This is a genomic window from Acinetobacter sp. AC1-2 (genome assembly GCF_016124155.1).
In the GTDB taxonomy this organism is placed as follows: Bacteria; Pseudomonadota; Gammaproteobacteria; order Pseudomonadales; family Moraxellaceae; genus Acinetobacter; species Acinetobacter calcoaceticus.
In genome coordinates this window covers 140,272-161,325 of sequence record NZ_JABFFO010000005.1, presented here as the reverse complement: position 1 = coordinate 161,325, position 21,054 = coordinate 140,272, and the positions used below count along the sequence as shown (strand labels likewise).

The 21,054-nt window shown below is 39.2% G+C and carries 21 protein-coding genes; 8 read left to right on the top strand and 13 right to left on the bottom strand.

The window, feature by feature from the left end; genetic code table 11:
* Positions 1–33: 33 nt before the first annotated feature.
* The 5 genes from HL290_RS15510 to ubiG all read right to left on the bottom strand — a co-directional run bounded on the left by HL290_RS15510 (position 34) and on the right by ubiG (position 3,461).
* The gene (locus HL290_RS15510) at positions 34–363 is read right to left on the bottom strand and encodes an RcnB family protein (RefSeq protein ID WP_004640333.1); all 330 of its coding nucleotides are present in this window, start codon (positions 361–363) and stop codon (positions 34–36) included.
* 240 nt (positions 364–603) lie between these two features.
* Entirely contained in the window at positions 604–1,017 is a 414-nt protein-coding gene (locus HL290_RS15505) for an RcnB family protein (protein WP_004640334.1), read from the bottom strand.
* Between the two features lie 217 nt (positions 1,018–1,234).
* Entirely contained in the window at positions 1,235–1,981 is a 747-nt protein-coding gene (locus HL290_RS15500) for a YciK family oxidoreductase (RefSeq protein ID WP_004640337.1), read from the bottom strand.
* Positions 1,982–2,049: 68 nt separating this feature from the next.
* The gene (locus HL290_RS15495) at positions 2,050–2,751 is read right to left on the bottom strand and encodes an HAD family hydrolase (protein WP_080026059.1); all 702 of its coding nucleotides are present in this window, start codon (positions 2,749–2,751) and stop codon (positions 2,050–2,052) included.
* Positions 2,748–3,461 carry a bifunctional 2-polyprenyl-6-hydroxyphenol methylase/3-demethylubiquinol 3-O-methyltransferase UbiG gene (ubiG, locus tag HL290_RS15490; RefSeq protein ID WP_003655787.1) on the bottom strand — a complete coding sequence of 238 codons (714 nt, stop codon included), beginning with the start codon at positions 3,459–3,461 and terminating at the stop codon, positions 2,748–2,750. Before ubiG ends, HL290_RS15495 begins: the two co-directional genes overlap by 4 nt.
* A gap of 180 nt (positions 3,462–3,641) precedes the next feature.
* Between ubiG and HL290_RS15485 the strand changes: the two genes are divergently transcribed.
* Entirely contained in the window at positions 3,642–4,259 is a 618-nt protein-coding gene (locus tag HL290_RS15485; protein ID WP_002120747.1) for a thiol:disulfide interchange protein DsbA/DsbL, read from the top strand.
* A 109-nt stretch (positions 4,260–4,368) separates the two neighbouring features.
* Here the strand turns inward: HL290_RS15485 and HL290_RS15480 are convergent, their stop codons facing one another.
* Both HL290_RS15480 and HL290_RS15475 read right to left on the bottom strand, forming a co-directional pair.
* On the bottom strand, positions 4,369–5,016 hold the full coding sequence (locus tag HL290_RS15480) for a TetR/AcrR family transcriptional regulator (protein ID WP_198496956.1): 648 nt from the start codon (positions 5,014–5,016) through the stop codon (positions 4,369–4,371).
* 137 nt (positions 5,017–5,153) lie between these two features.
* Positions 5,154–5,792 carry a TetR family transcriptional regulator gene (locus HL290_RS15475; protein ID WP_003655781.1) on the bottom strand — a complete coding sequence of 213 codons (639 nt, stop codon included), beginning with the start codon at positions 5,790–5,792 and terminating at the stop codon, positions 5,154–5,156.
* Between the two features lie 173 nt (positions 5,793–5,965).
* Between HL290_RS15475 and HL290_RS15470 the strand changes: the two genes are divergently transcribed.
* The 5 genes from HL290_RS15470 (at position 5,966) to HL290_RS15450 (ending at position 12,170) form a co-directional block, all read left to right on the top strand.
* Positions 5,966–6,991 (top strand): ferredoxin reductase, encoded by a 1,026-nt coding sequence (locus tag HL290_RS15470; protein WP_198496955.1) that lies wholly within the window; start codon positions 5,966–5,968, stop codon positions 6,989–6,991.
* Between the two features lie 33 nt (positions 6,992–7,024).
* A complete protein-coding gene (locus tag HL290_RS15465) occupies positions 7,025–8,188 on the top strand; it encodes a fatty acid desaturase family protein (protein ID WP_198496954.1) in 1,164 nt (387 codons plus the stop codon).
* A gap of 175 nt (positions 8,189–8,363) precedes the next feature.
* Positions 8,364–9,080, top strand: a complete 717-nt coding sequence (gene rph / locus HL290_RS15460) for a ribonuclease PH (RefSeq protein ID WP_005037670.1) — start codon at positions 8,364–8,366, stop codon at positions 9,078–9,080.
* Between the two features lie 288 nt (positions 9,081–9,368).
* Positions 9,369–11,537, top strand: a complete 2,169-nt coding sequence (locus HL290_RS15455; RefSeq protein WP_198496953.1) for a phosphocholine-specific phospholipase C — start codon at positions 9,369–9,371, stop codon at positions 11,535–11,537.
* A gap of 465 nt (positions 11,538–12,002) precedes the next feature.
* Complete coding sequence (locus tag HL290_RS15450; protein ID WP_005049256.1) at positions 12,003–12,170, top strand: hypothetical protein; 168 nt, start codon at positions 12,003–12,005, stop codon at positions 12,168–12,170.
* Here the strand turns inward: HL290_RS15450 and nadC are convergent.
* Positions 12,167–13,012 carry a carboxylating nicotinate-nucleotide diphosphorylase gene (gene nadC, locus HL290_RS15445; protein ID WP_198496952.1) on the bottom strand — a complete coding sequence of 282 codons (846 nt, stop codon included), beginning with the start codon at positions 13,010–13,012 and terminating at the stop codon, positions 12,167–12,169. The genes HL290_RS15450 and nadC overlap by 4 nt on opposite strands.
* 171 nt (positions 13,013–13,183) lie before the next feature.
* Here nadC and ampD point away from each other — a divergent pair, with 171 nt between their 5' ends.
* Both ampD and murJ read left to right on the top strand, forming a co-directional pair.
* A complete protein-coding gene (gene ampD, locus HL290_RS15440; protein ID WP_198496951.1) occupies positions 13,184–13,753 on the top strand; it encodes a 1,6-anhydro-N-acetylmuramyl-L-alanine amidase AmpD in 570 nt (189 codons plus the stop codon).
* A 72-nt stretch (positions 13,754–13,825) separates the two neighbouring features.
* Positions 13,826–15,376: a murein biosynthesis integral membrane protein MurJ gene (gene murJ, locus HL290_RS15435; RefSeq protein ID WP_198496950.1), complete on the top strand. Its 1,551-nt coding sequence runs from the start codon at positions 13,826–13,828 to the stop codon at positions 15,374–15,376.
* Positions 15,377–15,426: 50 nt separating this feature from the next.
* Here murJ and HL290_RS15430 read toward each other — a convergent pair whose 3' ends face one another.
* The 5 genes from HL290_RS15430 to HL290_RS15410 form a co-directional block, all read right to left on the bottom strand.
* Complete coding sequence (locus HL290_RS15430) at positions 15,427–16,122, bottom strand: FKBP-type peptidyl-prolyl cis-trans isomerase (RefSeq protein WP_198496949.1); 696 nt, start codon at positions 16,120–16,122, stop codon at positions 15,427–15,429.
* A gap of 49 nt (positions 16,123–16,171) precedes the next feature.
* The gene (locus HL290_RS15425; protein WP_198496948.1) at positions 16,172–16,897 is read right to left on the bottom strand and encodes an FKBP-type peptidyl-prolyl cis-trans isomerase; all 726 of its coding nucleotides are present in this window, start codon (positions 16,895–16,897) and stop codon (positions 16,172–16,174) included.
* Positions 16,898–17,087: 190 nt separating this feature from the next.
* On the bottom strand, positions 17,088–19,271 hold the full coding sequence (locus HL290_RS15420) for a polysaccharide biosynthesis tyrosine autokinase (RefSeq protein WP_198496947.1): 2,184 nt from the start codon (positions 19,269–19,271) through the stop codon (positions 17,088–17,090).
* Positions 19,272–19,289: 18 nt separating this feature from the next.
* The gene (locus HL290_RS15415) at positions 19,290–19,718 is read right to left on the bottom strand and encodes a low molecular weight protein-tyrosine-phosphatase (RefSeq protein WP_198496946.1); all 429 of its coding nucleotides are present in this window, start codon (positions 19,716–19,718) and stop codon (positions 19,290–19,292) included.
* A gap of 5 nt (positions 19,719–19,723) precedes the next feature.
* Positions 19,724–20,824, bottom strand: coding sequence for a polysaccharide biosynthesis/export family protein (locus HL290_RS15410; RefSeq protein ID WP_198496945.1), 1,101 nt, complete (start codon positions 20,822–20,824; stop codon positions 19,724–19,726).
* Positions 20,825–21,054: the final 230 nt, after the last annotated feature.

Here is a 21,054-nt window from a genome sequence, read left to right as displayed (position 1 = left end):
AATCAGAGTTTGGGTGTTTAAAGAATTTTAGAATTAGTGAACAACTCTAATGATTTTGTGGCTTTGTTCATTCACAAGGACATAATTTCCGTTCACTTTGTACCATTTTTGGTAGCGACCTGGCTTAGTTAATTTCTGATGTTGACGGTAGTCAATTACGTAACGTGAGTGTTGATATTCACGGGGTACAACTTGACCTGCTCGCCAAACATTACGATGGTCGTCTTTTTTAATTACTTTAACAGTTTTTACTTCATGGTTTTGGTAATTGCCATGATGATTATGATCGTTAGGTGCTGCCATTGCTGTTGTTGCAACTAAACCACTGAGTGAAAGAACAATTGCTGTTGTTAGTTTTTTCATTGTAAACCTCGAATGATGAATTAAATTTCAATAACTAAAGATTAGTGAACAATTACAGATAAATCGTGGAGGCTACGAAGAATAAATGTGAAAACTAACGATGAAATAAGAAGAAATTAAGAAAATACGAAGTGTAAGACTATAAAAAATCTTTTTATTTCTAAGATATATAAATAATAAAAAAGGATAAAACCATACGGCTTTATCCTTCTTGCTCAGCGATAGCGAGGTTCTATCGCGTTAAAAACCACGAATACTAACAATACTATTAGAATCAGTATCGACTAAAATATAGTCATTATTGATTTTGTACCATTGTTGACTGCGGCCTGGTTTCGGCAAGTTACTGTCTTTATAGTCGACTTTGTAGCCATTACCACGATAGTGCTGTGGCATCACATAGCCCGGCTGCCAACGATGCTGTTTAAGGCGTTCAAAGCCACGTTCCTCGCGCATACGGCGTTCGTCACGGACACGATCTTCATCATGATCACGTCCAAATCCTGGCCCACGATCGTTCCATTCACCGCGTGGTCCTCCACCTTTAGGACCTTTGGGGCCATGGCCTCGGTCAAAAGGAGGATCAGCAAAGCTCGCCATACTTGTAGTGAGTACGGCTATGGAAAGGGTTAAGATTGTGAACAACTTTTTCATGATGCATCCTCGTTTACATCTGATGTCTCTCATGTTGAATACTCTACGCGCAAAATGCAGAGAAACTGTGAAGATCATTTAATGGTTCAATTAAAATTACGGATAGATCAAGAGTTTTTATCAATAATAAAAAAGGCTTGTATATATCTTTTCAGGTATAGGCAAGCCAGATTTGATGATCGGCTGTAATTTTATTTAGCTTTTCATCTTTAACATTTTAATCCTGTGCATCGATACTTTGACCATTGAGCGCCAAGCTATCTTCACCCATTAAATAGAGATAAGCAGGCAAGATCGACTCTGGTGTAGGTAGTGTTTTAGGATCTTCTTGTGGATAGGCTTTAGCACGCATTGCAGTACGTGTCGCGCCTGGATTAATGCAGTTAAAGCGGATATTCGGATAAATATTTTCCGCTGCAAAAATTTTGCTGACTGCTTCAATTGCGATTTTGGAGACAGAATATGCGCCCCATAAAGCACGTGCTTCACGGCCTACACCAGAGCTGGTAAATACGACAGAGGCATTTTCTGATTTCTGCAAAAGCGGTAATAACGCTTGAGTTAAGGCAAAAGGGGCACGTAAGTTAACTGCCATGACATCATCCCAAGTTTCGGTTGGATAATGTGCTAGTTCTACGCGTTCACCTAAAATACCTGCATTATGCAAAATACCGTCAAGACGCCCAAACTGTTTCTCAAGGGTATCGACTAAAAAATCATAATCACGGTCAGAAGCACTCGAAAGCTGTAATGGTAAAATTGCCGGTTGCGGTGCACCTAGACTTTCAATTTCATCATAAATAACTTCTAGTTTATTTAAGGTTCTACCATGCAGTACAACGGTTGCGCCATGTAGGGCATAAGTCAGAGCTGCAGCTCGCCCAATTCCATCGCCAGCACCGGTAATTAAAATAATTCGATCTTTGAGTAGATCCGGACGAGGTTGGTATTCTGAATATTTCATTGGTAAACCTCCTTCTTTTTATATTGATAAAACGAATAACTATTAAAAAAGCCTATAAAACTCTTATGTTAACTTATCATACGCTGATTTTCCTGTAGAGCAGGAAGCTTTTGACGTAACATATCGTGTAATTCTGTCACCGTATTTACAATCGAATCGGCCTGCCATGCAGTGAGATCATCACGGTGTTCGATTGGTAAATAGCCATATGCAGCTAAAATAGTATACATATTGGCATTGCGACCAGCATCAATATCACGTGGGTGGTCACCCACATAAATAATTTCATTTGCTGGGATATTTAACTGTTTAGCAGCCAAATACATTGGTTCAGGGTCTGGTTTAGTTTTACTAACATCCTCAGGACATACCAAAACCGCGCAGCGTTCAGTCAGATTTAACTTCTCTAAGAGAGACTCGCTTAAACCACGAGGTTTATTGGTCACAATACCCCACGGAATTTCTTTAGCTTCTAAAGTTTCTAGAAGCGGATACATGCCTTCAAACAGGTCTGTATCGACCACAATGTTATTGCCGTAAATGTCTAAAAAGTTTTGGCGATGTGCCAAGAAAATCGGATTGGTCACATCCAGCTCTGGATAGACCAATTTAACCATCGCACGAGCGCCTTCAGAAACCTGAGTACGAATTAGGTCGGCATCAACAACCGGACGTCTTTCATCACGGCACATTTGCTGAATAATACGAATGAAGTCGGCAGCCGTATCGATAAGAGTACCGTCTAAATCAAACAAAACAGCTTTCATCATGCACCTGTATTGATCGTGTGAACCATATAATTAACGTCGACATTTGGCGCTAACCAGTAATGTTTGGTAAGCGGGTTGTAATGCAGTCCAGTCATTTCTTTTAAAGTAAGGCCTGCATTACGAATGTCATGTGCCATTTCAGATGGGCGAATAAATTTATGATAATCATGTGTACCTTTTGGCAACATGCGTAGTACGTATTCTGCACCAATAATGGCAAATAAATAAGATTTTGGGTTGCGGTTAATAGTTGAGAAGAACACATGGCCGCCCGGTTTAACCAAAGCCTGACAAGCTCTTACAATAGATGCAGGATCTGGAACGTGTTCCATCATTTCCATGCAAGTCACCACATCGTATTGGCCAGCTTGTTCTTGTGCTAATTCTTCTACTGGAATTTGGCGATATTCAATATTTTGAACATTGTCTTGTTGAGCATGCAAACGGCCTACAGCTAGTGGTGCTTCACCCATATCAATACCGAGTACATCTGCGCCACGACGTGCCATGCTCTCGGCCAAAATACCGCCACCACAGCCGACATCCAGTACTTTTTTACCAGCAAGACCGCCTACGCGTTCATCAATCCAGTTTAAACGTAGTGGATTAATTTGATGAAGTGGGCGAAATTCAGAATGTTGATCCCACCATTTGGCAGCAAGTGCTTCAAACTTTGCGATTTCTTGTAAATCAACATTCAATTGCGACATGGTGCTACCTCTAAACTTGAGTTATCTTTTTGGATGTAGTTCGCCGTTAGTGTAGCGATTATTGGGAAAAAAGCGATAAACCCAATAAAAAACTTCACAGAAGCAAAACGAATTTAGCATATTTGTTTTATATTTAGGGCATAAGCTAATGCATAACAACTTAGAGGAAAAGCTGTAGCAATGAAAAAATTGGTTTTGGGTGGTTTGAGTGCAGCAATTATGGCCGTATCGGGTAGTGCAATGGCAGCAGATTTTGTTGCTGGTAAAGACTACACCGTGATTGCCAATCCTGGCAAAGTGGAAGTCCCGGGGAAAATCGAAGTTCGAGAGTTCTTTTGGTATGGATGTCCACACTGTTTTAAACTTGAACCGCATATGCAAACGTGGTTAAAACAGATTCCTAAAGATGTGCGTTTTGTACGTACACCAGCTGCAATGAATAAAATGTGGGAACAAGGGGCGCGTACATATTACACATCTGAGGCATTAGGTGTACGTAAACGTACGCATTTACCGTTGTTCCATGCGATTCAGGTGAATGGTCAGCAAATTTTTGATCAGGCTTCTGCTGCGAAGTTCTTTACTCGTTATGGCGTGCCTGAACAGAAATTTAATAGTACTTACAACTCATTTGCTGTGACTGCAAAAGTTGCTGAGTCGAATAAACTTGCTCAACAGTACCAATTAACAGGTGTTCCTGCGGTTGTAGTTAATGGTAAATATGTCGTGCAGGGTGAAGATGGTAAAGTCACTCAAGTTCTTAATTATTTAATTGAGAAAGAACGTAAAGCAAAATAAGTTGTTTAGGCTTTACTTCAAAAATGGGCTTCATCTGAAGCCCATTTTTATTCAATTAAAATTTATATCGATGTTTAATTTTTTTGTTAATTATCACGAAATATTTCAATTAATTTTTGGGGCTTTCATCTTCAATTTGAAAATTTAAAACATCAAAATTAACTGTTTGGGTTGGTAGCGATAGGGCCTGATTAATATATAAATTAATTAATTTTTGGCGAGAACCAATAGAACGCTGGTAATACGTAGAATTTAAAAGCAATGATGCGCCATAAGTTAGTGACCAGATGTAAGACAAATAATCACGAATAGACATATCATAATTTAATGATTTTAAATAATTTTCAGTAATATCTTTAATAGCTAAAATGCGCTGTTGGCGGATTTCATAAAGCTCTTCAAAAAGATGCTTCAACTTAGACTCTGTCATCGTCAGATTTTCTTCAAGTTGATGCAATAGAATCGTTTTTCCAGGCGTAAGCAAATGGTGAAGCATGTAATGAGGAGCATACTCTTTGAAATCTGTATTATATTTTTTAGAAATTTCTAAAATTTGCTTTTCATTTTGAATAATTAACTCAAGTAGAAGCTCATTTTTGCTTCTAAAATGCTTATAAAGTGTGCCTTTAGCAATATCCAGCTCGGCCACTAACTCATCTAGAGTAATTTCCTGATTGTTTTCTAGTAACAATTTTTCTGCCACGCTTAGAATTTTTTCTTTGCGCATCAAAAACTGTGTATGACGATCAAGATTCATAGGTATTCCCACACCAGTTTGGCCTAACTAATAATTTACTTCCTGTAAAAAGAAAAAGACTTTTCTCGAAATTTTTAGCCTTTTTCTTTCTCTCTTTACGTATTACCACATAACCTGTTTTTTGTCATTTGCCGCTTCTATCGTTCCCAGTTTGCAATCCCTCTAAAGAGTAAGCGAACTTGTGTAGAGGCATTTTCGATAAAGGCAGTTTGTTGCTGTTTGAGCTGCTCGTCTTGATATTGTTTAGATAGGTTGAGCCACGTCATTGCCCATGTAAATGACATGTTGGTCAAAATAGTAGACAAGACATTTAAGTCTTGAGGTTGTTGAATATGTTTGAAATTTTCGAGTTTGGTGAGATCTGTAGTCAAATCTTCAATCAGAAATTCGATTTCTCGGGCAATTGCTGCACGAACCGTTTCTGAACCTCCCCAACGCTCGGAAATCATAAATTGCCACTGCTTAGGGCTATGATTTACCGCCTGAACAAATAGCTCAATGCTGGTCTGAGTTTTCGTAGATTTATGTTGTAAATAACTTTGACCCAATTGATGTAAAACACTTTTTAAGTGTAGTGCGACTTGGTCGACCAGTTCTTTACCAAGTTCATCCATGTCTTGAAAATGACGATAGAACGCTGTCGGTACCAAACCAACTTCACGTGCAACTTCACGCAAACTGATACTACTGAACGAACGCCCAGACGTGCTCAGATGCAAGGCTGCATCAAGGAGTGCCTGACGACTTTGCTGTTTTCGTTCATCCCGTATCGACATTAAAAGAACCTATTTAAACCGTGAGCCAGAGTCTAACAAAAAAGAGCAAACTTTCATAAAAAAAATAGTGAACAAGTGTTGACTGAGTGAACGGTTATAAATATAGTGTACATATGTTCACTATACGAACATGTGTTCACTCAAATAAATAGCCAGATACAAAAGAGGAACGTATGAACGCAACACTTAGTTATCAGCCACATTTGGTTCGAGAAGATTTCGTTGATTTTGTTTTGCAGAAAATTAACGTGACTTGGGCTTGGAAACGCGTACTTGCAGAAGTTACAGCAGTTCAGTCTCTACATACCGATATGGTGCTTATCAAGCTAAAACCGAATCGTAATTTTAAATTCGATCAGGTATGTGCTGGACAAAGTATTTTATTGACCCTACTTATAGATGGGGTTTACCACCAGCGTAGTTATTCAATTATTGAAGTAACGAATGAAGGTGAAATCTCTTTAGGTATTAAAGTACAGGGCTTAGTGTCTAGTGCAGCTCAACTCTTACATGTTGGAGAGTGCATTGAGATTTCACAGCCACAAGGTGATTTTACTTTGCACCAAGGCCAGCAACCTGCGATTTTAATTGCATCAGGTAGTGGCATTACTGCAATTTATTCACTTTTGAAGCAAGCCTTGAAACAGCAGCTTGAACAGATTCATGTCATTTACTTTAATCGCGCAGAAATTTTTCATGCTGAATTAAAAGCTTTGGCAGAAAAGCATCCAGAGCTTCAATATCATTTTTTTAATACCACTGAGCAAAAGCAGCATTTAGATGCGAAATTGTTGACGAAACTGGTCCCGAACTTTAAAGACCTACAAATGTATGCATGTGGTCATCACGGCATGATGCGTCAGGCACAAGATATTTATAAGCAACATGATGTGTTGGAAAACTTCCATCAAGAGTTTTTCATGCCTGTTCAAATCGAACAGTCTAATGAAGCACAACCAATCATATTCCGTCGTTCGCAACAAAATTTTCTTGCCACGACAACGTTATTAAGCAGTGCAGAGCAAGCTGGTTTACGTCCACAGCATGGTTGTCGTATGGGTGTATGCAACCAATGTACGTGTACCAAAGTCAGTGGTGTCACCCAGAATATATTAACAGGTGAAATTGACGATCAACCAAATCGTGCAATTAAGTTATGCGTGAATCAAGCCCTTAGCCCAGTCACGATTGATCTATAAAAACAAACATAAAAGAGATTTGAGGATACCATTATGAATATGGCAGTAGAACTTAAAGCAACATCAAAATCGGCACATTTAACCCCAGAGCAAACAGAAGCTTTTGGTCGCCGTATTGAAGAAATTCGTCTTGAAGTGATGAAAGATCTCGGGGAAGAAGATTCAAAATATATTTACAAAGTACGTAATTTTGTACGCTACACCGAAATTGCATCACGTGGCATGTTGATGTTTGGTGGTTGGATTCCACCAGTATGGTTGTTGGGTACGGCTATGCTAGGCGTATCTAAAATCGTTGAAAACATGGAACTCGGTCATAATGTGATGCATGGTCAGTTTGACTGGTTAAATGATCCAACGCTTAACGGTGCAACCTATGACTGGGATACAGTGTGTACGGGTGAAGACTGGAAATATACCCATAACTATAAGCATCATACCTATACCAATGTGTTTGGTATGGATCATGATATTAGCGGTTATGGTGTGATGCGCATGAGCCGTGAGCAAAAGTGGGAACCTCGTTTTTTATTCAACGTGCCAATGGGTTTTGTATTGTCAACGGGTTTTGAATGGCTACTGGCTTTGCAACGTCTAGAGATGGAAAAAGTGTTGTTTGATGGCACCAAAACTTGGAAAGAAGTGTATGTAGAATCTAAAAATCTACGTAAAAAAATGGTACGTCAGTTTGGTAAAGATTATGTGCTGTTCCCACTAATTGCAGGACCAATGTTCTTGCCAGTATTGGCTGGTAACTTTTTTGCTAACTTGATCCGTAACTACTGGGCATCGACCGTGATTTATTGTGGTCATTTCACAGAAGACTCTGAAATTATTACTGACAATATTGATAATGAAACCAAAGCAGAGTGGTACTTGCGTCAGATTCGTGGTTCAGCAAACTTTACTGGCGGTAAAATCATGCATTTCTTGAGTGGCAACTTGAGTCATCAAATCGAACATCACTTGTTTCCTGATGTACCTGCCAACCGCTATCAAGAGATGGCACCTAAAGTACGTGAAGTTTGTGCAGAGTTCGGTCAACAGTACAATACCGCGCCCTTTGGGTCTCAAATTTTGAGTGTGTATAAACGTCTGGCTGTTCACTCTTTGCCTGACAATGTGGTTGATCGTTTAGTGGCGACCAAGCGGACCTTTGTTGGGGCGGTGAAAGGCATGTTTGGCAAAGTTGCTTAATAAAGACAGAGCATTGTTTAAGGTATTCCAAATAGCTCCTTTTAAGGGGCTATTTTTATTTTTTGAGTCATTAAAAGTGCAGACTTACATTTGAAAGTAGGGAATAAACTCAACCTGTCAAAATCCTTTGCTATACTATGCCCAGATTTGTATTTAAGAGAAGTTAGGAAGGATTATGCGTATTGACCAACGTGAATTAGACCAGTTACGTGAAGTAAAAATCACACGTAACTATACCCGTTACGCAGAAGGTTCAGTTCTGGTTGAGTTTGGTCACACCAAAGTCCTTTGTACTGCAAGTATCGATAATTCGGTTCCACGGTTTTTAAAAGGAAAAGGACAGGGCTGGGTCACTGCTGAATATGGCATGTTACCGCGCTCAACACACTCACGTTGTGACCGTGAAGCAGCGCGTGGTAAACAGTCGGGCCGGACACAGGAAATCCAACGTCTGATTGGTCGTAGCTTACGTGCTATGGTCGATTTGAAAAAGCTTGGCGAAAACACGATTACCATCGACTGTGATGTGATTCAGGCAGATGGTGGTACGCGTACTGCTTCAATTACTGGTGCGGCTGTAGCATTGGTTGATGCTATGAATGTTTTATTGTCTCAAAAGAAAATTAAGCATGATCCGCTTAAAGGATTAGTTGCTGCAATTTCTGTGGGTATGTATCAAGATGAGGTATTGCTTGATCTTTGCTATGAAGAAGACTCGAACTGTCAAACTGACTTAAACGTGGTGATGACTCAAGCAGGTGAATTCATTGAAATTCAAGGTACTGCTGAAGACAAACCGTTTACTCGCGCACAAAGCAATGCCATGTTAGAAATGGCTGAAAAAGGAATTGCCGAGCTCGTTAAAAAGCAACAAGAAGCTTTAGGCTGGTAATTTTACGCTTTCTAAAAACGCATCTTCGGATGCGTTTTTTTATGCCTTCATGAAATCGACATCAAAACATCACTTGCCTGTCACTTTTACACGTTATTAGTAGTTCGCATTTAAACCGTTTGGAAAAAACTGATGCGAAAACTTTCACTTCTATTAATTACTTCTTTAGCACTTCTGCTCAGTGCTTGTAACGATGATAACGACTCAGACAATTCATCGCCAACAACACCGCCAACCAGTAATTGCAAAATGCACTGTGCACCATAATAAGAACTTAGGATAGAACTAATGAATCGTCGCGAATTTCTTTTAAATTCTACAAAAACAATGTTTGGGACAGCTGCTCTGGCTAGTTTCCCTTTAAGTATTCAAAAAGCGCTGGCAATCGATGCCAAAGTTGAAAGTGGGACTATTCAAGATGTGAAACACATCGTGATTCTGACTCAGGAAAATCGCTCATTTGATAATTATTTCGGAACACTAAAAGGTGTACGTGGTTTCGGTGACCGCTTTACCATTCCAATGACAGAAAGCCGAAAGGTTTGGGAACAATATGATGCCAAGAAAAATAAAGTATTGCCTTATCATTTAGATAGCCGCTTAGGAAATGCACAGCGCGTTTCAGGTACGCCTCATTCATGGTCGGATGGTCAAGCCGCTTGGGATAATGGTCGTATGAGTGATTGGGTAGCGCATAAAAAGCCGCAATCGATGGGGTACTACAAAAAACAGGAAGTGGAATATCAGTTTGCATTAGCCAATGCTTTTACCATTTGTGACGCTTACCACTGTGCGATGCATGCTGGTACCAATCCAAACCGTAAATTTATCTGGACTGGAACGAATGGCCCTACAGGTGCTGGTGTTGCCAGTGTTGTAAATGAGTTTGATGGTATTGGTCCTTCAAATGAGGGTTATGAATGGACGACTTATCCTGAGCGCTTACAACAGGCTGGCGTTAGCTGGAAAATCTATCAAAATATGCCGGATAACTTTACCGACAATCCTCTAGCTGGTTTCAAACAGTACCGCCGTGCAAATGAGCAGTCAGGGCAACCTGTAAGTAATGATGTTCTCGTTTGCCCTGCATACGATGAAAAAATCGATGCAACACAGCCGCTTTATAAGGGTATTGCTAATACTATGCCAGACGGTGGTTTTTTAGGTAGTTTTAAAGCAGATATTGCTCAAGGTAAATTACCGCAAGTCAGTTGGTTGGTTGCTCCTGCGACCTACAGTGAACATCCAGGGCCATCTAGTCCTGTACAGGGTGCTTGGTATATTCAGGAAGTATTAAATGCTTTAACTGAAAACCCTCAAGTTTGGAGTCAGACGGTTTTATTAGTGAACTTTGATGAGAATGATGGTTTCTTTGACCATATTCCTTCACCAAGTGCACCTTCTAAAGATGAAAAAGGTGTAGTTCAGGGGAAAACGACTTTAAATGATCAACAAGTGTCTTATGAGTACTTTAATCATCCAGCAGTCGCTACAGCAAAATCTCAACCCGCAACAGATGGACGTGTTTATGGACCGGGTGTGCGCGTTCCAATGTATGTGATTTCACCATGGAGTCGTGGGGGATGGGTGAATTCACAAGTCTTTGACCATACTTCTATTTTACAGTTCTTAGAAAAGCGCTTTGGTGTGCAAGAACCCAATATTAGTCCATACCGCCGTGCCGTGTGTGGCGATTTAACTACAGCTTTTGATTTTAAAACACCGAACCTTTTGCCTGTAAATGAGTTAGTTGGTAAGAAAACAAAAGCAGAAGCCGATGCTATTCGTGTTGCTCAAGCTTTATTGCCACAAGTTCCGGTTCCAAGCCAGCAACAATTTGCACAGCAGGAAATGGGCATTAGACCTTCACGTGCTTTGCCTTATATTTTGCATACCAGTGCTAAAGTTGATGCAGCACAAAAGACAGTAAAGCTGATGTTTTCAAATACAGGTAAACAGGCAGCGGTTTTCCATGTGTATAACCGATTAGATCTTACAGCGATTCCACGCCGTTATATGGTTGAAGCGGGTAAACAGTTAGATGATGTCTGGAATGCTACAAATGGGCAGTACGATTTATGGGTACTTGGGCCAAATGGTTTCCATCGTGCGTTTAAAGGTAATTTAAGCCAAGCTAACCAGACTCAAGCATTGCCGGAAATTAGAGTGTGTGTGGAAGAATGTGATGCGAATTTATATTTAAAAGTGCGTCATGATGGTAGTAAGTCAGTCAAGCTGACAGTCAAAGCAAATGCTTATCTTGCAAATAAGACATGGACTATAGAAACCGACCATTCTGAAAAAGAACTGGTTTGGGATATGTCTGAATTTGGTGGCTGGTATGACTTCACTGTGACATTAGCTGATGATGCTACTTTTAGCCGTCGCTTTGCTGGCCGTATTGAAACTCAAGAAGATTCAATTTCTGACCCATATATGGGTTATTTAGAGTCTTAAGTTGGTAAGTTATTTTCCTTAATGAGGGTATTGGAATTTATTCCTCATTAGCTGGTGCTAAAAGTCATCTGCAACCTGTCTATAATCTATAAGGATCTTATTTTTGCAACAAAATAGGATAGAGGATGAAAGTGGGCAGGTTTTGCAGATGACAATGCCTTTGGTCTTGCATGGCTTTAGTCGCCATTCAGGGCAAAACCAAAGTAACAGAACTAGCTGTTGGCAAAAAATTCTAGACGGTAAGACTCCGTCGCGTAGGTTGATAGAGAGAAACAAGATATCCCTGTCGCAATAGTAAATACAGGGTTTAGGCTGTTGATATAAAATTGTATTTGGGGGGAGAGACTGTTGTACAGATGAATAATAAAAATAAAGACTTACCTTTTGTAACAGAATCTCCTAAGCCTGGTCATATTTATCTTTTATTGTAGGATCTTAATTTTTTAAGAGTGATGGGGAAAATTTATGCTACAAGGTTTTATTGTATTATTAGCAGTAGTTACATTTGTTTTAATGGCTGCCGACCCTCGTGATAGTGGGGCGCAAGCGACTCAGTCAGCATGGCAAAAAACACAAGCAGCAGACATGACCAAGTCGCAAAAAAATACTAATAACGATGTGGACTTTATTTAAGCATTAAAACGCATTGATAAATCAACAGCTCTAACGTCTTTAGTCAGCACGCCCATAGAAATGTAGTCAACACCAGTGGTGGCAACTTCGCGTAAGTTTTCAATGGTGATATTACCTGATGCCTCTAACTTACAACGGCCTGCAACATGTTTAACGGCATCAATCATCTGCTGTTGGCTGAAGTTGTCGAGCATTACAATATCTGCCCCAGCTTCAAGCGCTTGATTTAGCTCATCCCAAGTTTCAACTTCGACTTCAACAGGTTTACCCGGTGCAATTTGATGGGCTTTAGCAATTGCCTGAGCAATACCACCAGCCGCCATAATATGGTTTTCTTTAATTAAGAAAGCGTCAAATAAACCTAGACGATGGTTTTGACCACCACCGACAGCTACAGCATATTTTTGTGCAATACGTAAGCCTGGCAAGGTTTTGCGTGTATCGAGAAGTTTTGTATTTAAACCTTCAAGCTGTTGAACATATTCAGCTGTTTTTGTCGCAACCGCAGATAAAGTTTGAATAAAGTTTAAAGCAGGGCGCTCTACAGTAAGTAAGCTACGCGCAGAACCAGCAAGCTTTAAAAAGGCTTCATTTGCAGCAACACGCTCACCTTCTTGTTTAAGCCAAGTTACTTGAACGGTGTTGTCATAAGCTGAGATGAGTGCATTGACCCAAGGCTGTCCAGCTAAAACCATATCTTCACGGCTAATAATAGTCGCAGTGGCTTGCTCATCTTCGGGTGTGAGCATAGCGGTAATGTCGCCGTCCCCAATATCTTCTTGTAATGCTTGTTGAATATTGATTTGAATTGATTGTTCAAGCAAAGACTGAGATATGCTCATACGGTTTCCATTTTGTAGATGACCCTAAAACTTGCGATATATTAGCACCGTCGACTTTAAAAATAAGCTGTTTTATCAGATTAATCGCGATAAACAATCGCATTTACTACTTTGAAAAGTAGATAACTGTTTTAAACTAAAACAATTGGCAAGCAATTTATTGGCATCTCAATGAAGCAAATTACACCGTATGAAGTTATAGATGGACAATTAAAAGGGGCGAGACAAATCCCTTCTCCAAATTTTAACCAGCGTCCGGCTGGTACCGAAATTCAAATGATTGTTGTTCATAATATTAGCTTGCCACCATCTCAATTTGGAGGTGGGTATATTGAGCAGTTTTTTCAAAACAAGTTAGATTGGTCAGTCCATCCTTATTTCCAGACCATTGAAGGAATGCAGGTTTCTACGCATTTGCTGATTTTACGTAGTGGAGAAGTCCTACAGTTTGTTAATTTTAATGATCGGGCATGGCATGCAGGGCGTTCGAGTTATTTAGCCAAAGTGGAATGCAATGATTATTCAATTGGTATAGAGCTTGAAGGAAGTGATGATTTGCCCTTTGAAGAAGTACAATACAATATATTAACCGAGGTCGTTACAGCCATTCGTCAGGCTTATCCTGAAATTAAAAACCATATTGCAGGACATTCAGATGTTGCACCCGGCCGAAAAACTGATCCGGGACCTTATTTTAAATGGCAGCACTTTAGACAATTGTTGGGTCAGAAAAAAACTTGAGTTTGTTCATCATTTCACAACGAAAAGATTTTCTAGTTTCATTACAATAGCGTCTTTCGAATATAGCTGTAGGTGAGTACGATGGCATTATGGCGATCGACTTTTATTGTCAGTGCAATGACGATGTTGTCACGAGTGTTAGGGTTAGTGCGTGATGTTGTATTGCTCAATGTGTTTGGTGCGGGTAAAGATTTCGATACCTTCGTCGTCGCTTTTCGTATTCCCAACTTCTTTCGACGATTGTTTGCCGAAGGGGCCTTTTCTCAGGCCTTTATTCCAGTATTAACTGAATATAAAACAGGCCGAGCACACGCTGAAGTGCAGATCTTGATTAGTCGGGTATTTGGCTGTTTGCTGACAGTCATGACCCTACTAACTTTTGTCGCTATGGTTCTAGCCCCTGCAATCATCTATATGTATGCCCCAGGTTTCCATAGTGATCCTGAAAAGTTCGATTTAGCCGTCAGTATGTTCCGTCTGACCATCCCTTATTTATTGTTTATGTCGCTGACTGCTTTTGCCAGCAGTATTTTAAATAGTTATGGATCGTTTGCTTCACCAGCTTTTTCACCAGTTTTGCTGAATGTAGCGATGATTGCAGGCGCATGGTGGCTTACGCCGTATATGGCTGAACCGATCAAAGCATTAGGTTGGTCAGTGGTTGTGGCAGGGGTGTTGCAGTTAGCTTTGCAGATTCCAGAATTATGGCGTAAAAATCTGCTGATTCCACCTAAAGTTGATTTTAAACACGAAGGTGTAGAACGTATTTTAAAATTAATGCTGCCAGCATTATTTGGGGTATCTGTTACGCAGATTAACTTGTTATTAAATACGATTTGGGCCTCTTTCATGCAAGATGGTTCAGTGTCTTGGCTCTACAGTGCAGAGCGTATGACTGAATTGCCGTTAGGTTTAATTGGCGTTGCGATTGGTACAGTGATTTTACCTTCACTTTCTGCCCGTCATGCAGAACAAGATCAAGCAAAGTTCCGCGGTATGATCGACTGGGCTGCAAAAATTATTGTATTAGTTGGCTTACCGGCAAGTATTGCCTTATTTATGCTTTCTACACCGATTATTCAGGCATTATTCCAGCGTGGTGAATTTGACCTACGGGATACACAAATGACAGCTCTAGCACTGCAATGTATGAGTGCAGGCGTGATTTCGTTTATGCTGATTAAAGTCTTTGCTCCGGGTTTCTATGCACAGCAAGATACCAAAACACCTGTACGTGTCGGTTTAATGTCAGTCGCAGCGAATGCTATTTTAAACGTTATATTTATTGGTTTCTTTAAGCTGATTGATTGGCATGCAGAGCATATGGCACTTGCTTTGGCATCTTCAGGCTCAGCTTTGGTGAATGCAGGTTTACTCTACTTCTATTTACATAAACGTAATATTTTCCGATTTGGTTCACATTGGAAAAAGCTGTTTCTTCAATATGGTTTAGCGAACCTTGTCATGATTGGAGCACTTTGGTTTGCGTTAAATTGGTATAACGGTGAACTTTCACAATGGTTACGTGTTGCCGAAGTGGTTGGATTGTGTGTAGTCGGCGTAGTCGCTTATCTGGTTGCTCTCGTCGTTACAGGTTTTCGTCCTAGAGACTTAAAACACTAAAAATAAAAAAAAGCGATCTTAAATGATCGCTTTTTTTATATCTAATGAATTTATTTCGGTAAAACTTGCAGTAATTCAATATCAAAAATTAAAGTACTGTTTGGGCCAATACTGTCGCCAGCACCGACCTCACCATAAGCAAGATTCGCAGGAATAAAGAAGCGAGTCTTTCCTCCTTCTTTCATGGTCTGTAGACCCTCTGTCCAACCTGTAATCACTTGACTGAGCTGAAACTCAACTGGATGATTACGGGCAATAGAACTATCAAATACGGTCCCGTCGAGTAAACGACCTTCATAATTTACTTTAACACGAGATGTGGCTTTCGGCTTTTGACCATTACCTTCTTTTAATACTTGGTATTGAAGACCAGATTTAGTCGTGATTACACCTGATTTCTTTGCATTGTCAGCAAGAAATGCTGTACCTGCTTGGGCATTTTGTTGACCTGTTTTTTGAAATTCGACGAGTTGTTTGGCTTCTAAGGTTTTCTTATAGTCATTAATCGCTTTTGCCATTTCTTCATCAGTTAGGCGTGCTGTTTTACTTTGTGCACCTTCTTGAAGACCTTGGTAAAAAGTATCAAGATTTAGATCTGTTAATGCATCAGTATTATTACGACCCATCAAATAGCCATAACTATAGCTAAATTGTTCTTTTGCTGGGCTTTTATTCGTTATAGGAGTTGCAGCAAAAACAGATAAACTCATTGTTGATGCTGCAATAATTAGACCAATTTTTTTCATGCCGTTTTCCAAAAAAAAGGAGAGTAATGTTCTACTCTCCTGAATGTTTTTATTTCACTGAAATGAGTTCTACATCAAAAATCAGTGTACTGTTTGCTGGAATGCCAGGAACTTCCTGAGGGCCATAGGCAAGATTTGATGGAATGAAGAACGTCGCTTTACCGCCTTCTTTCATCAATTGAAGTCCTTCAGTCCAGCCTGGAATAACCTGATTGAGTGGAAACTCAACTGGCTCACCGCGTTTATAAGAACTATCAAAAACTTGACCATTAATTAAACGGCCTTCGTAATGTACTTTAACCATAGACTGCGCAGTGGGTTGTTTACCTGTGCCTTCTTTAGTAATGATATATTGCAAGCCAGACGCCGTAGTTTTTACACCAGCTTTTGTTTTATTTTCTGCAAGAAATTGAGCATCGGCAGACTCAGGAGTAACACCAGCAGCTTGTTCTGGTTTATTCTGTTGCTGCATTTTTTGCTGCAATTCTTTTTCATAAGCGGCTACAGCAGCTTTCAACTCTTCTTGAGTATAAGCACTTGGCTGCTTGCTGCGAGCATCATGAATCCCTTTCACAAATGATTTTGTATCTAGTTCAGGCGGAGTTTGCTGAGCAACTTCATACCCAAGAACATAACTGATTTTTTCAATTGGGGTGGCATTTTTATTTGCTTTGCTTCCGACTTCTGTGGTCGGATGTTGGCTTGCATAATATACTGGTACAAGTGCAGCACCGCCTAAAACTACAGCGACAGCAATGGGTAAGGCTTTACTCATAAAAGGTTCCAAAAATAATCATTTGAGTCTAAAAAGGCTGCTTTTGATCTTAGCATGCTTAAGCATAGAATGTTTAAGAAAAAAAACGAGTGGTTTTTTATATATTTTAGTTAGTTTTAGTAGGGATATACTTAAAAAAATCTTCAATAAAAAACCGGATCATTTGATCCGGTTTTTTATGACTTTACGCTTAATCTTCTTTTTGTGCTTTGTAAGCATAGGCGTAGTTATAGCCGTAACCATAACCCGCGCTAGCACGTTGAATGTCATTGAGAATAAAGCCGTTGACTTTAACACCCGCTTGTTCAAAGCGATTAAGTGTTAATTCAAGCTCTTTCATTTGCGACTTAGCATAACGGGCAACAATTAAGTTCACACCAGTATATTGCGAAATAATAATACCGTCAGTTACAGCAAGCACTGGTGGAGTATCAATAATGATGTGGTCATATTGACTTTGAACCGTTTCCAGTAAGTCTTTAAATTGCGTCGAACTCAATATCTCTGAAGGATTCGTTGGGCTTTTACCACGGGTAATCACATCAAGGTTAGCGACTTGAGTTTTGTGCAATACTTTTTGTAGGTCAGCTTGGCCACTTAGTAACTCAGAGAGTCCCGGTTTAACATCGACATCAAAGTATTTATGCATATAACCACGACGCATGTCAGCATCAATCAGTAATACACGTTTGTTACCTTGGGCAAAAATTGTTGCAAGATTCGTCGAAATAAATGATTTACCGACTTCTGGCGAAGGGCCGGCAATCATAATGATATTATTTTTAGCATTTGTTAATGCAAAATGAATAGCGGTACGAATACTACGTAAACTTTCAATTGCAATATCATCACTATTTTTAACTGCAAGAATAGGAATACTCTTCTTTTTCTTTAAAATCTTAATGCGACTTTCTTGAATTGGTGAACGTGGTACCGTTGCATAAACAGGTAAATCCAGTTCATTTTCAATTTGGCCAGAATCTTTGATGCCTGTGCGTAACATATTGCGTAATAGGGCAATTAAAGTACCAATAAAACCACCTAAGAATAAAGATAAGATAAGGACTTGTAATTTTTTAGGTTTAATTGGCTCAACGGGTTCAATTGCAGTATCTACAATCCGTACATTACCAATTTCACCTGCTTTTGCAATACGAAGCTGCTGGTAAGAGTTAAGTAGTGCTGTATAAAGCTGAGTTTTTACTTCAACTTCTCGATACAATTGTAAATATTGACGCTGTACATCTGGTAGTTGTTTTAATGTGCTATTTAACTCACCGATTTGTTTATTAATGGCAGCAAGTTGTCCATTAATTTCGCGCATTGCTGGATGTTCAGAAGTATATTTTGCAGCCATTTCAGCTTGTTTTTGTTCAAACTCCGCTTTTTTAGTTTCTAAAGTAATACTTTGAGTTAAGTACAACTCAGATTCTTTAGTCACATCAACCGTGTTGTATTGCTGACGGAATTTGTTAAATTGACGCTCTGCATCATCCAGTTGTTTTTTAAGGTCGGGAAGTTGTTCGTCCAAAAACTTTAAGGTTTGAGCAGATTCTGCCGAACGACGCTCAATATTCTGTGCGCTATAGGTTGCTAAAATTGCATTTAAAACTTTAGTAATATGCTCTTTGTCTTGTCCTTGATAGTTTAAGCCTAACACTCCGGTAAGCTTCCCTTGTTCTGCAACGGAGTAATTTGAGCTTATTGCATTCACTGCAGCAGGTAAGGATAAGTTCCTGATGTTATAAGTTGTATCAAACTGATCCTTTGTAAAAATAGCAATTTTCCAAGAGCCATGTGGTCCGGTAATTTGGTTTAACTGATTTAAAGGGACATTTAATACTACTTCTTCAGTTGCTGGGTCAGTTAAACGTAAAGATTGTTTATCAAAGTTAAGATGTAAGGTTTTATCCAGATAATACGCTGGAATTTCTAGTGTGCGAATTTCAAAACTTTTTAGACCATCCTTAAAGATGACGGATTTTTTATTATATTCAGTTTTATATTCAGTATCGCTCAATAAGCGATGACTAAGAGTATTTTCTGTACTGGAAATCTGTATATTTAGATGTAGTTCTTTAATGACAGAACCTAAAACTAAACGAGACTTTAAAATTTCGATTTCAGCTTGAGCCGGTGACTTCTGTTCAATCATATTGGACAGATCACCTAATAGTGCAGCAGAAGCTCCCTTGCTGTCTTCTACTTGAACTAGTGCATCAACAGAGTAAGTATTGGGGGTGACACGTAAGTAGAGTAGAGCACATACAAGACTTAAAATAACGCATAGAGCGATAAGCTTCCACTGCGCAATGAGTGAAAAAAACAATTCTTTTAAATCAATTGTATCTTCGGTATTCGTATTTTGGTTCATAAGCTTAAAATCTTGGCGTTAAATATAAGGTTTCCAGTCAGCAATGCACTGTTGAATGAGCTGACAGGTTTCATCAAAAATAGCTTGGTCGTGCTGGTAGGGATCAGGCACATTTCTATTCTGCCAATGACCCAAGCGATAAGTTTTACCTTTTGCAAAGGGCCAAGCTTGCTCAATATGTTTTTGCTGGTTGTGACTCATCACTAAAATAAGGTCAGCTTTTTTAATATGTTCCGCATTTAACTTTCTTGCAATATGAGGCTGCATATCGATGCCTAGACGTTGCATACAAAGTTGTGCTTTATTATCTGCTTGATAGCCTACAAGCCCTGAAATGCCTGCAGATTCAATATTTAATTGGGGATATTGTTGTTTTAAAAAATATTCTGCCATAGGACTACGACAGATATTTCCAATACAGACCACTAAAATGTTTTTAAATTGCATAACAATTATTGCCCCAAACGGTCTATGTTATATAAAGCATTTGAGAAAGGAATAATCTGGTTAACCACACGTTGCCAGCGAGTCAAGCCTGTAGCATCAACATAGACAATATCATTACTACGTAGTTTAAATTGATTGGCTAAGCCAAAGTCACCAATGCTCATTAAATTTAAATGATAAATTTCTGTTGTATGGTCATTAGGGTTGGTGCGTACTACATAAATACGACTTGCACTCGCCGAAATTGGGTTAATTCCTAAGCTTTCACCTAATGCATCAGTTAGCGTCATCCCTTGATCACGCATTGGTAAAGCTTGATTTTTACCTGATTCGCCCATCACATAAATTTTCTGGTTTTCGCGTGTACTCACATAAATTGTATCGTTCGGTTGAACTAGTAGTTTATGTAGAGAATACCCAATTTTTTCTAATTCAATCGTATTTAAATTATAGGTCTGGCCATTACGAATAAGCTGAATGTAAGTATTATCACCTTTATCACTCACGCCACCAGCAAGTCCTAAAGCTGTATATACACTTACAGGCTGGTCACTTAAATAAAATTGTCCGCCTTTTATTACACTGCCTTGTACCGAAAAACGCTGACCTTCATAGGATAACACTCTTACAGTTACATCTGGATTTTTTAAAAATCGGGCTAATTGACCATGTAATTCACGATTAACTTGCGCCAGAGTTTTACCGGCAGCTTTATAGCGTCCTACAAGTGGAAACTGAATGTAGCCACTTTGGTCAATAGGGTAGCCACTCGCTTGAACAGATTGTTCATTATTAACGTTGTTTACAAGTGGAGTAATCTCAGGGTAAGCCCAAAGCTGAATTGAGAGTACATCACCAGAGCTTAAGCGGTAAATGGGTTGTTGATTTTTAAATAGAGCTGCATAGTCACGTTGATAGTCGACCTGAGCTGGTTGTATTGCTGGTAGTGTTTCTTGAGAAATTTTAACAACGTTAACCGTAGTTCCAAGGTCGGTTCTATAAACGCCTTCATTTGGAATATCGTAAGTTTGTAAACCAGATGTAACTGCACAACTGGCAGCACTTAAACTTAAGGTAAGAACAGAAAAAAACTGACAATACTTCACAAGCAACCCTTTGTGTATTTATCTTTAATTGATACTGTCTGTATCATTAATCGTATAGCATTAAATGCTTAGGTTAGACAGAGATGGTCTGATTCTAGCTGAAAAAAAAATAAAAAACATAGAAAAAAACGTAGAGCTTTGTATGTTTAATTTATATCAATACTCTTTACCACATCATTAGCTAACCTCTACTGAACCAGAATGTTGATGAAAAGTATAAATTAGGTTAT

Excerpts from the sequence above, each read along its gene's own strand:
- HL290_RS15510 (WP_004640333.1), bottom strand. The coding sequence starts at position 363 with ATGAAAAAACTAACAACAGCAATTGTTCTTTCACTCAGTGGTTTAGTT.
- HL290_RS15505 (WP_004640334.1), bottom strand. The coding sequence starts at position 1,017 with ATGAAAAAGTTGTTCACAATCTTAACCCTTTCCATAGCCGTACTCACT.
- HL290_RS15500 (WP_004640337.1), bottom strand. The coding sequence starts at position 1,981 with ATGAAATATTCAGAATACCAACCTCGTCCGGATCTACTCAAAGATCGA.
- HL290_RS15495 (WP_080026059.1), bottom strand. The coding sequence starts at position 2,751 with ATGATGAAAGCTGTTTTGTTTGATTTAGACGGTACTCTTATCGATACG.
- ubiG (WP_003655787.1), bottom strand. The coding sequence starts at position 3,461 with ATGTCGCAATTGAATGTTGATTTACAAGAAATCGCAAAGTTTGAAGCA.
- HL290_RS15485 (WP_002120747.1), top strand. The coding sequence starts at position 3,642 with ATGAAAAAATTGGTTTTGGGTGGTTTGAGTGCAGCAATTATGGCCGTA.
- HL290_RS15480 (WP_198496956.1), bottom strand. The coding sequence starts at position 5,016 with ATGAATCTTGATCGTCATACACAGTTTTTGATGCGCAAAGAAAAAATT.
- HL290_RS15475 (WP_003655781.1), bottom strand. The coding sequence starts at position 5,792 with ATGTCGATACGGGATGAACGAAAACAGCAAAGTCGTCAGGCACTCCTT.
- HL290_RS15470 (WP_198496955.1), top strand. The coding sequence starts at position 5,966 with ATGAACGCAACACTTAGTTATCAGCCACATTTGGTTCGAGAAGATTTC.
- HL290_RS15465 (WP_198496954.1), top strand. The coding sequence starts at position 7,025 with ATGAATATGGCAGTAGAACTTAAAGCAACATCAAAATCGGCACATTTA.
- rph (WP_005037670.1), top strand. The coding sequence starts at position 8,364 with ATGCGTATTGACCAACGTGAATTAGACCAGTTACGTGAAGTAAAAATC.
- HL290_RS15455 (WP_198496953.1), top strand. The coding sequence starts at position 9,369 with ATGAATCGTCGCGAATTTCTTTTAAATTCTACAAAAACAATGTTTGGG.
- HL290_RS15450 (WP_005049256.1), top strand. The coding sequence starts at position 12,003 with ATGCTACAAGGTTTTATTGTATTATTAGCAGTAGTTACATTTGTTTTA.
- nadC (WP_198496952.1), bottom strand. The coding sequence starts at position 13,012 with ATGAGCATATCTCAGTCTTTGCTTGAACAATCAATTCAAATCAATATT.
- ampD (WP_198496951.1), top strand. The coding sequence starts at position 13,184 with ATGAAGCAAATTACACCGTATGAAGTTATAGATGGACAATTAAAAGGG.
- HL290_RS15430 (WP_198496949.1), bottom strand. The coding sequence starts at position 16,122 with ATGAAAAAAATTGGTCTAATTATTGCAGCATCAACAATGAGTTTATCT.
- HL290_RS15425 (WP_198496948.1), bottom strand. The coding sequence starts at position 16,897 with ATGAGTAAAGCCTTACCCATTGCTGTCGCTGTAGTTTTAGGCGGTGCT.
- HL290_RS15420 (WP_198496947.1), bottom strand. The coding sequence starts at position 19,271 with ATGAACCAAAATACGAATACCGAAGATACAATTGATTTAAAAGAATTG.
- HL290_RS15415 (WP_198496946.1), bottom strand. The coding sequence starts at position 19,718 with ATGCAATTTAAAAACATTTTAGTGGTCTGTATTGGAAATATCTGTCGT.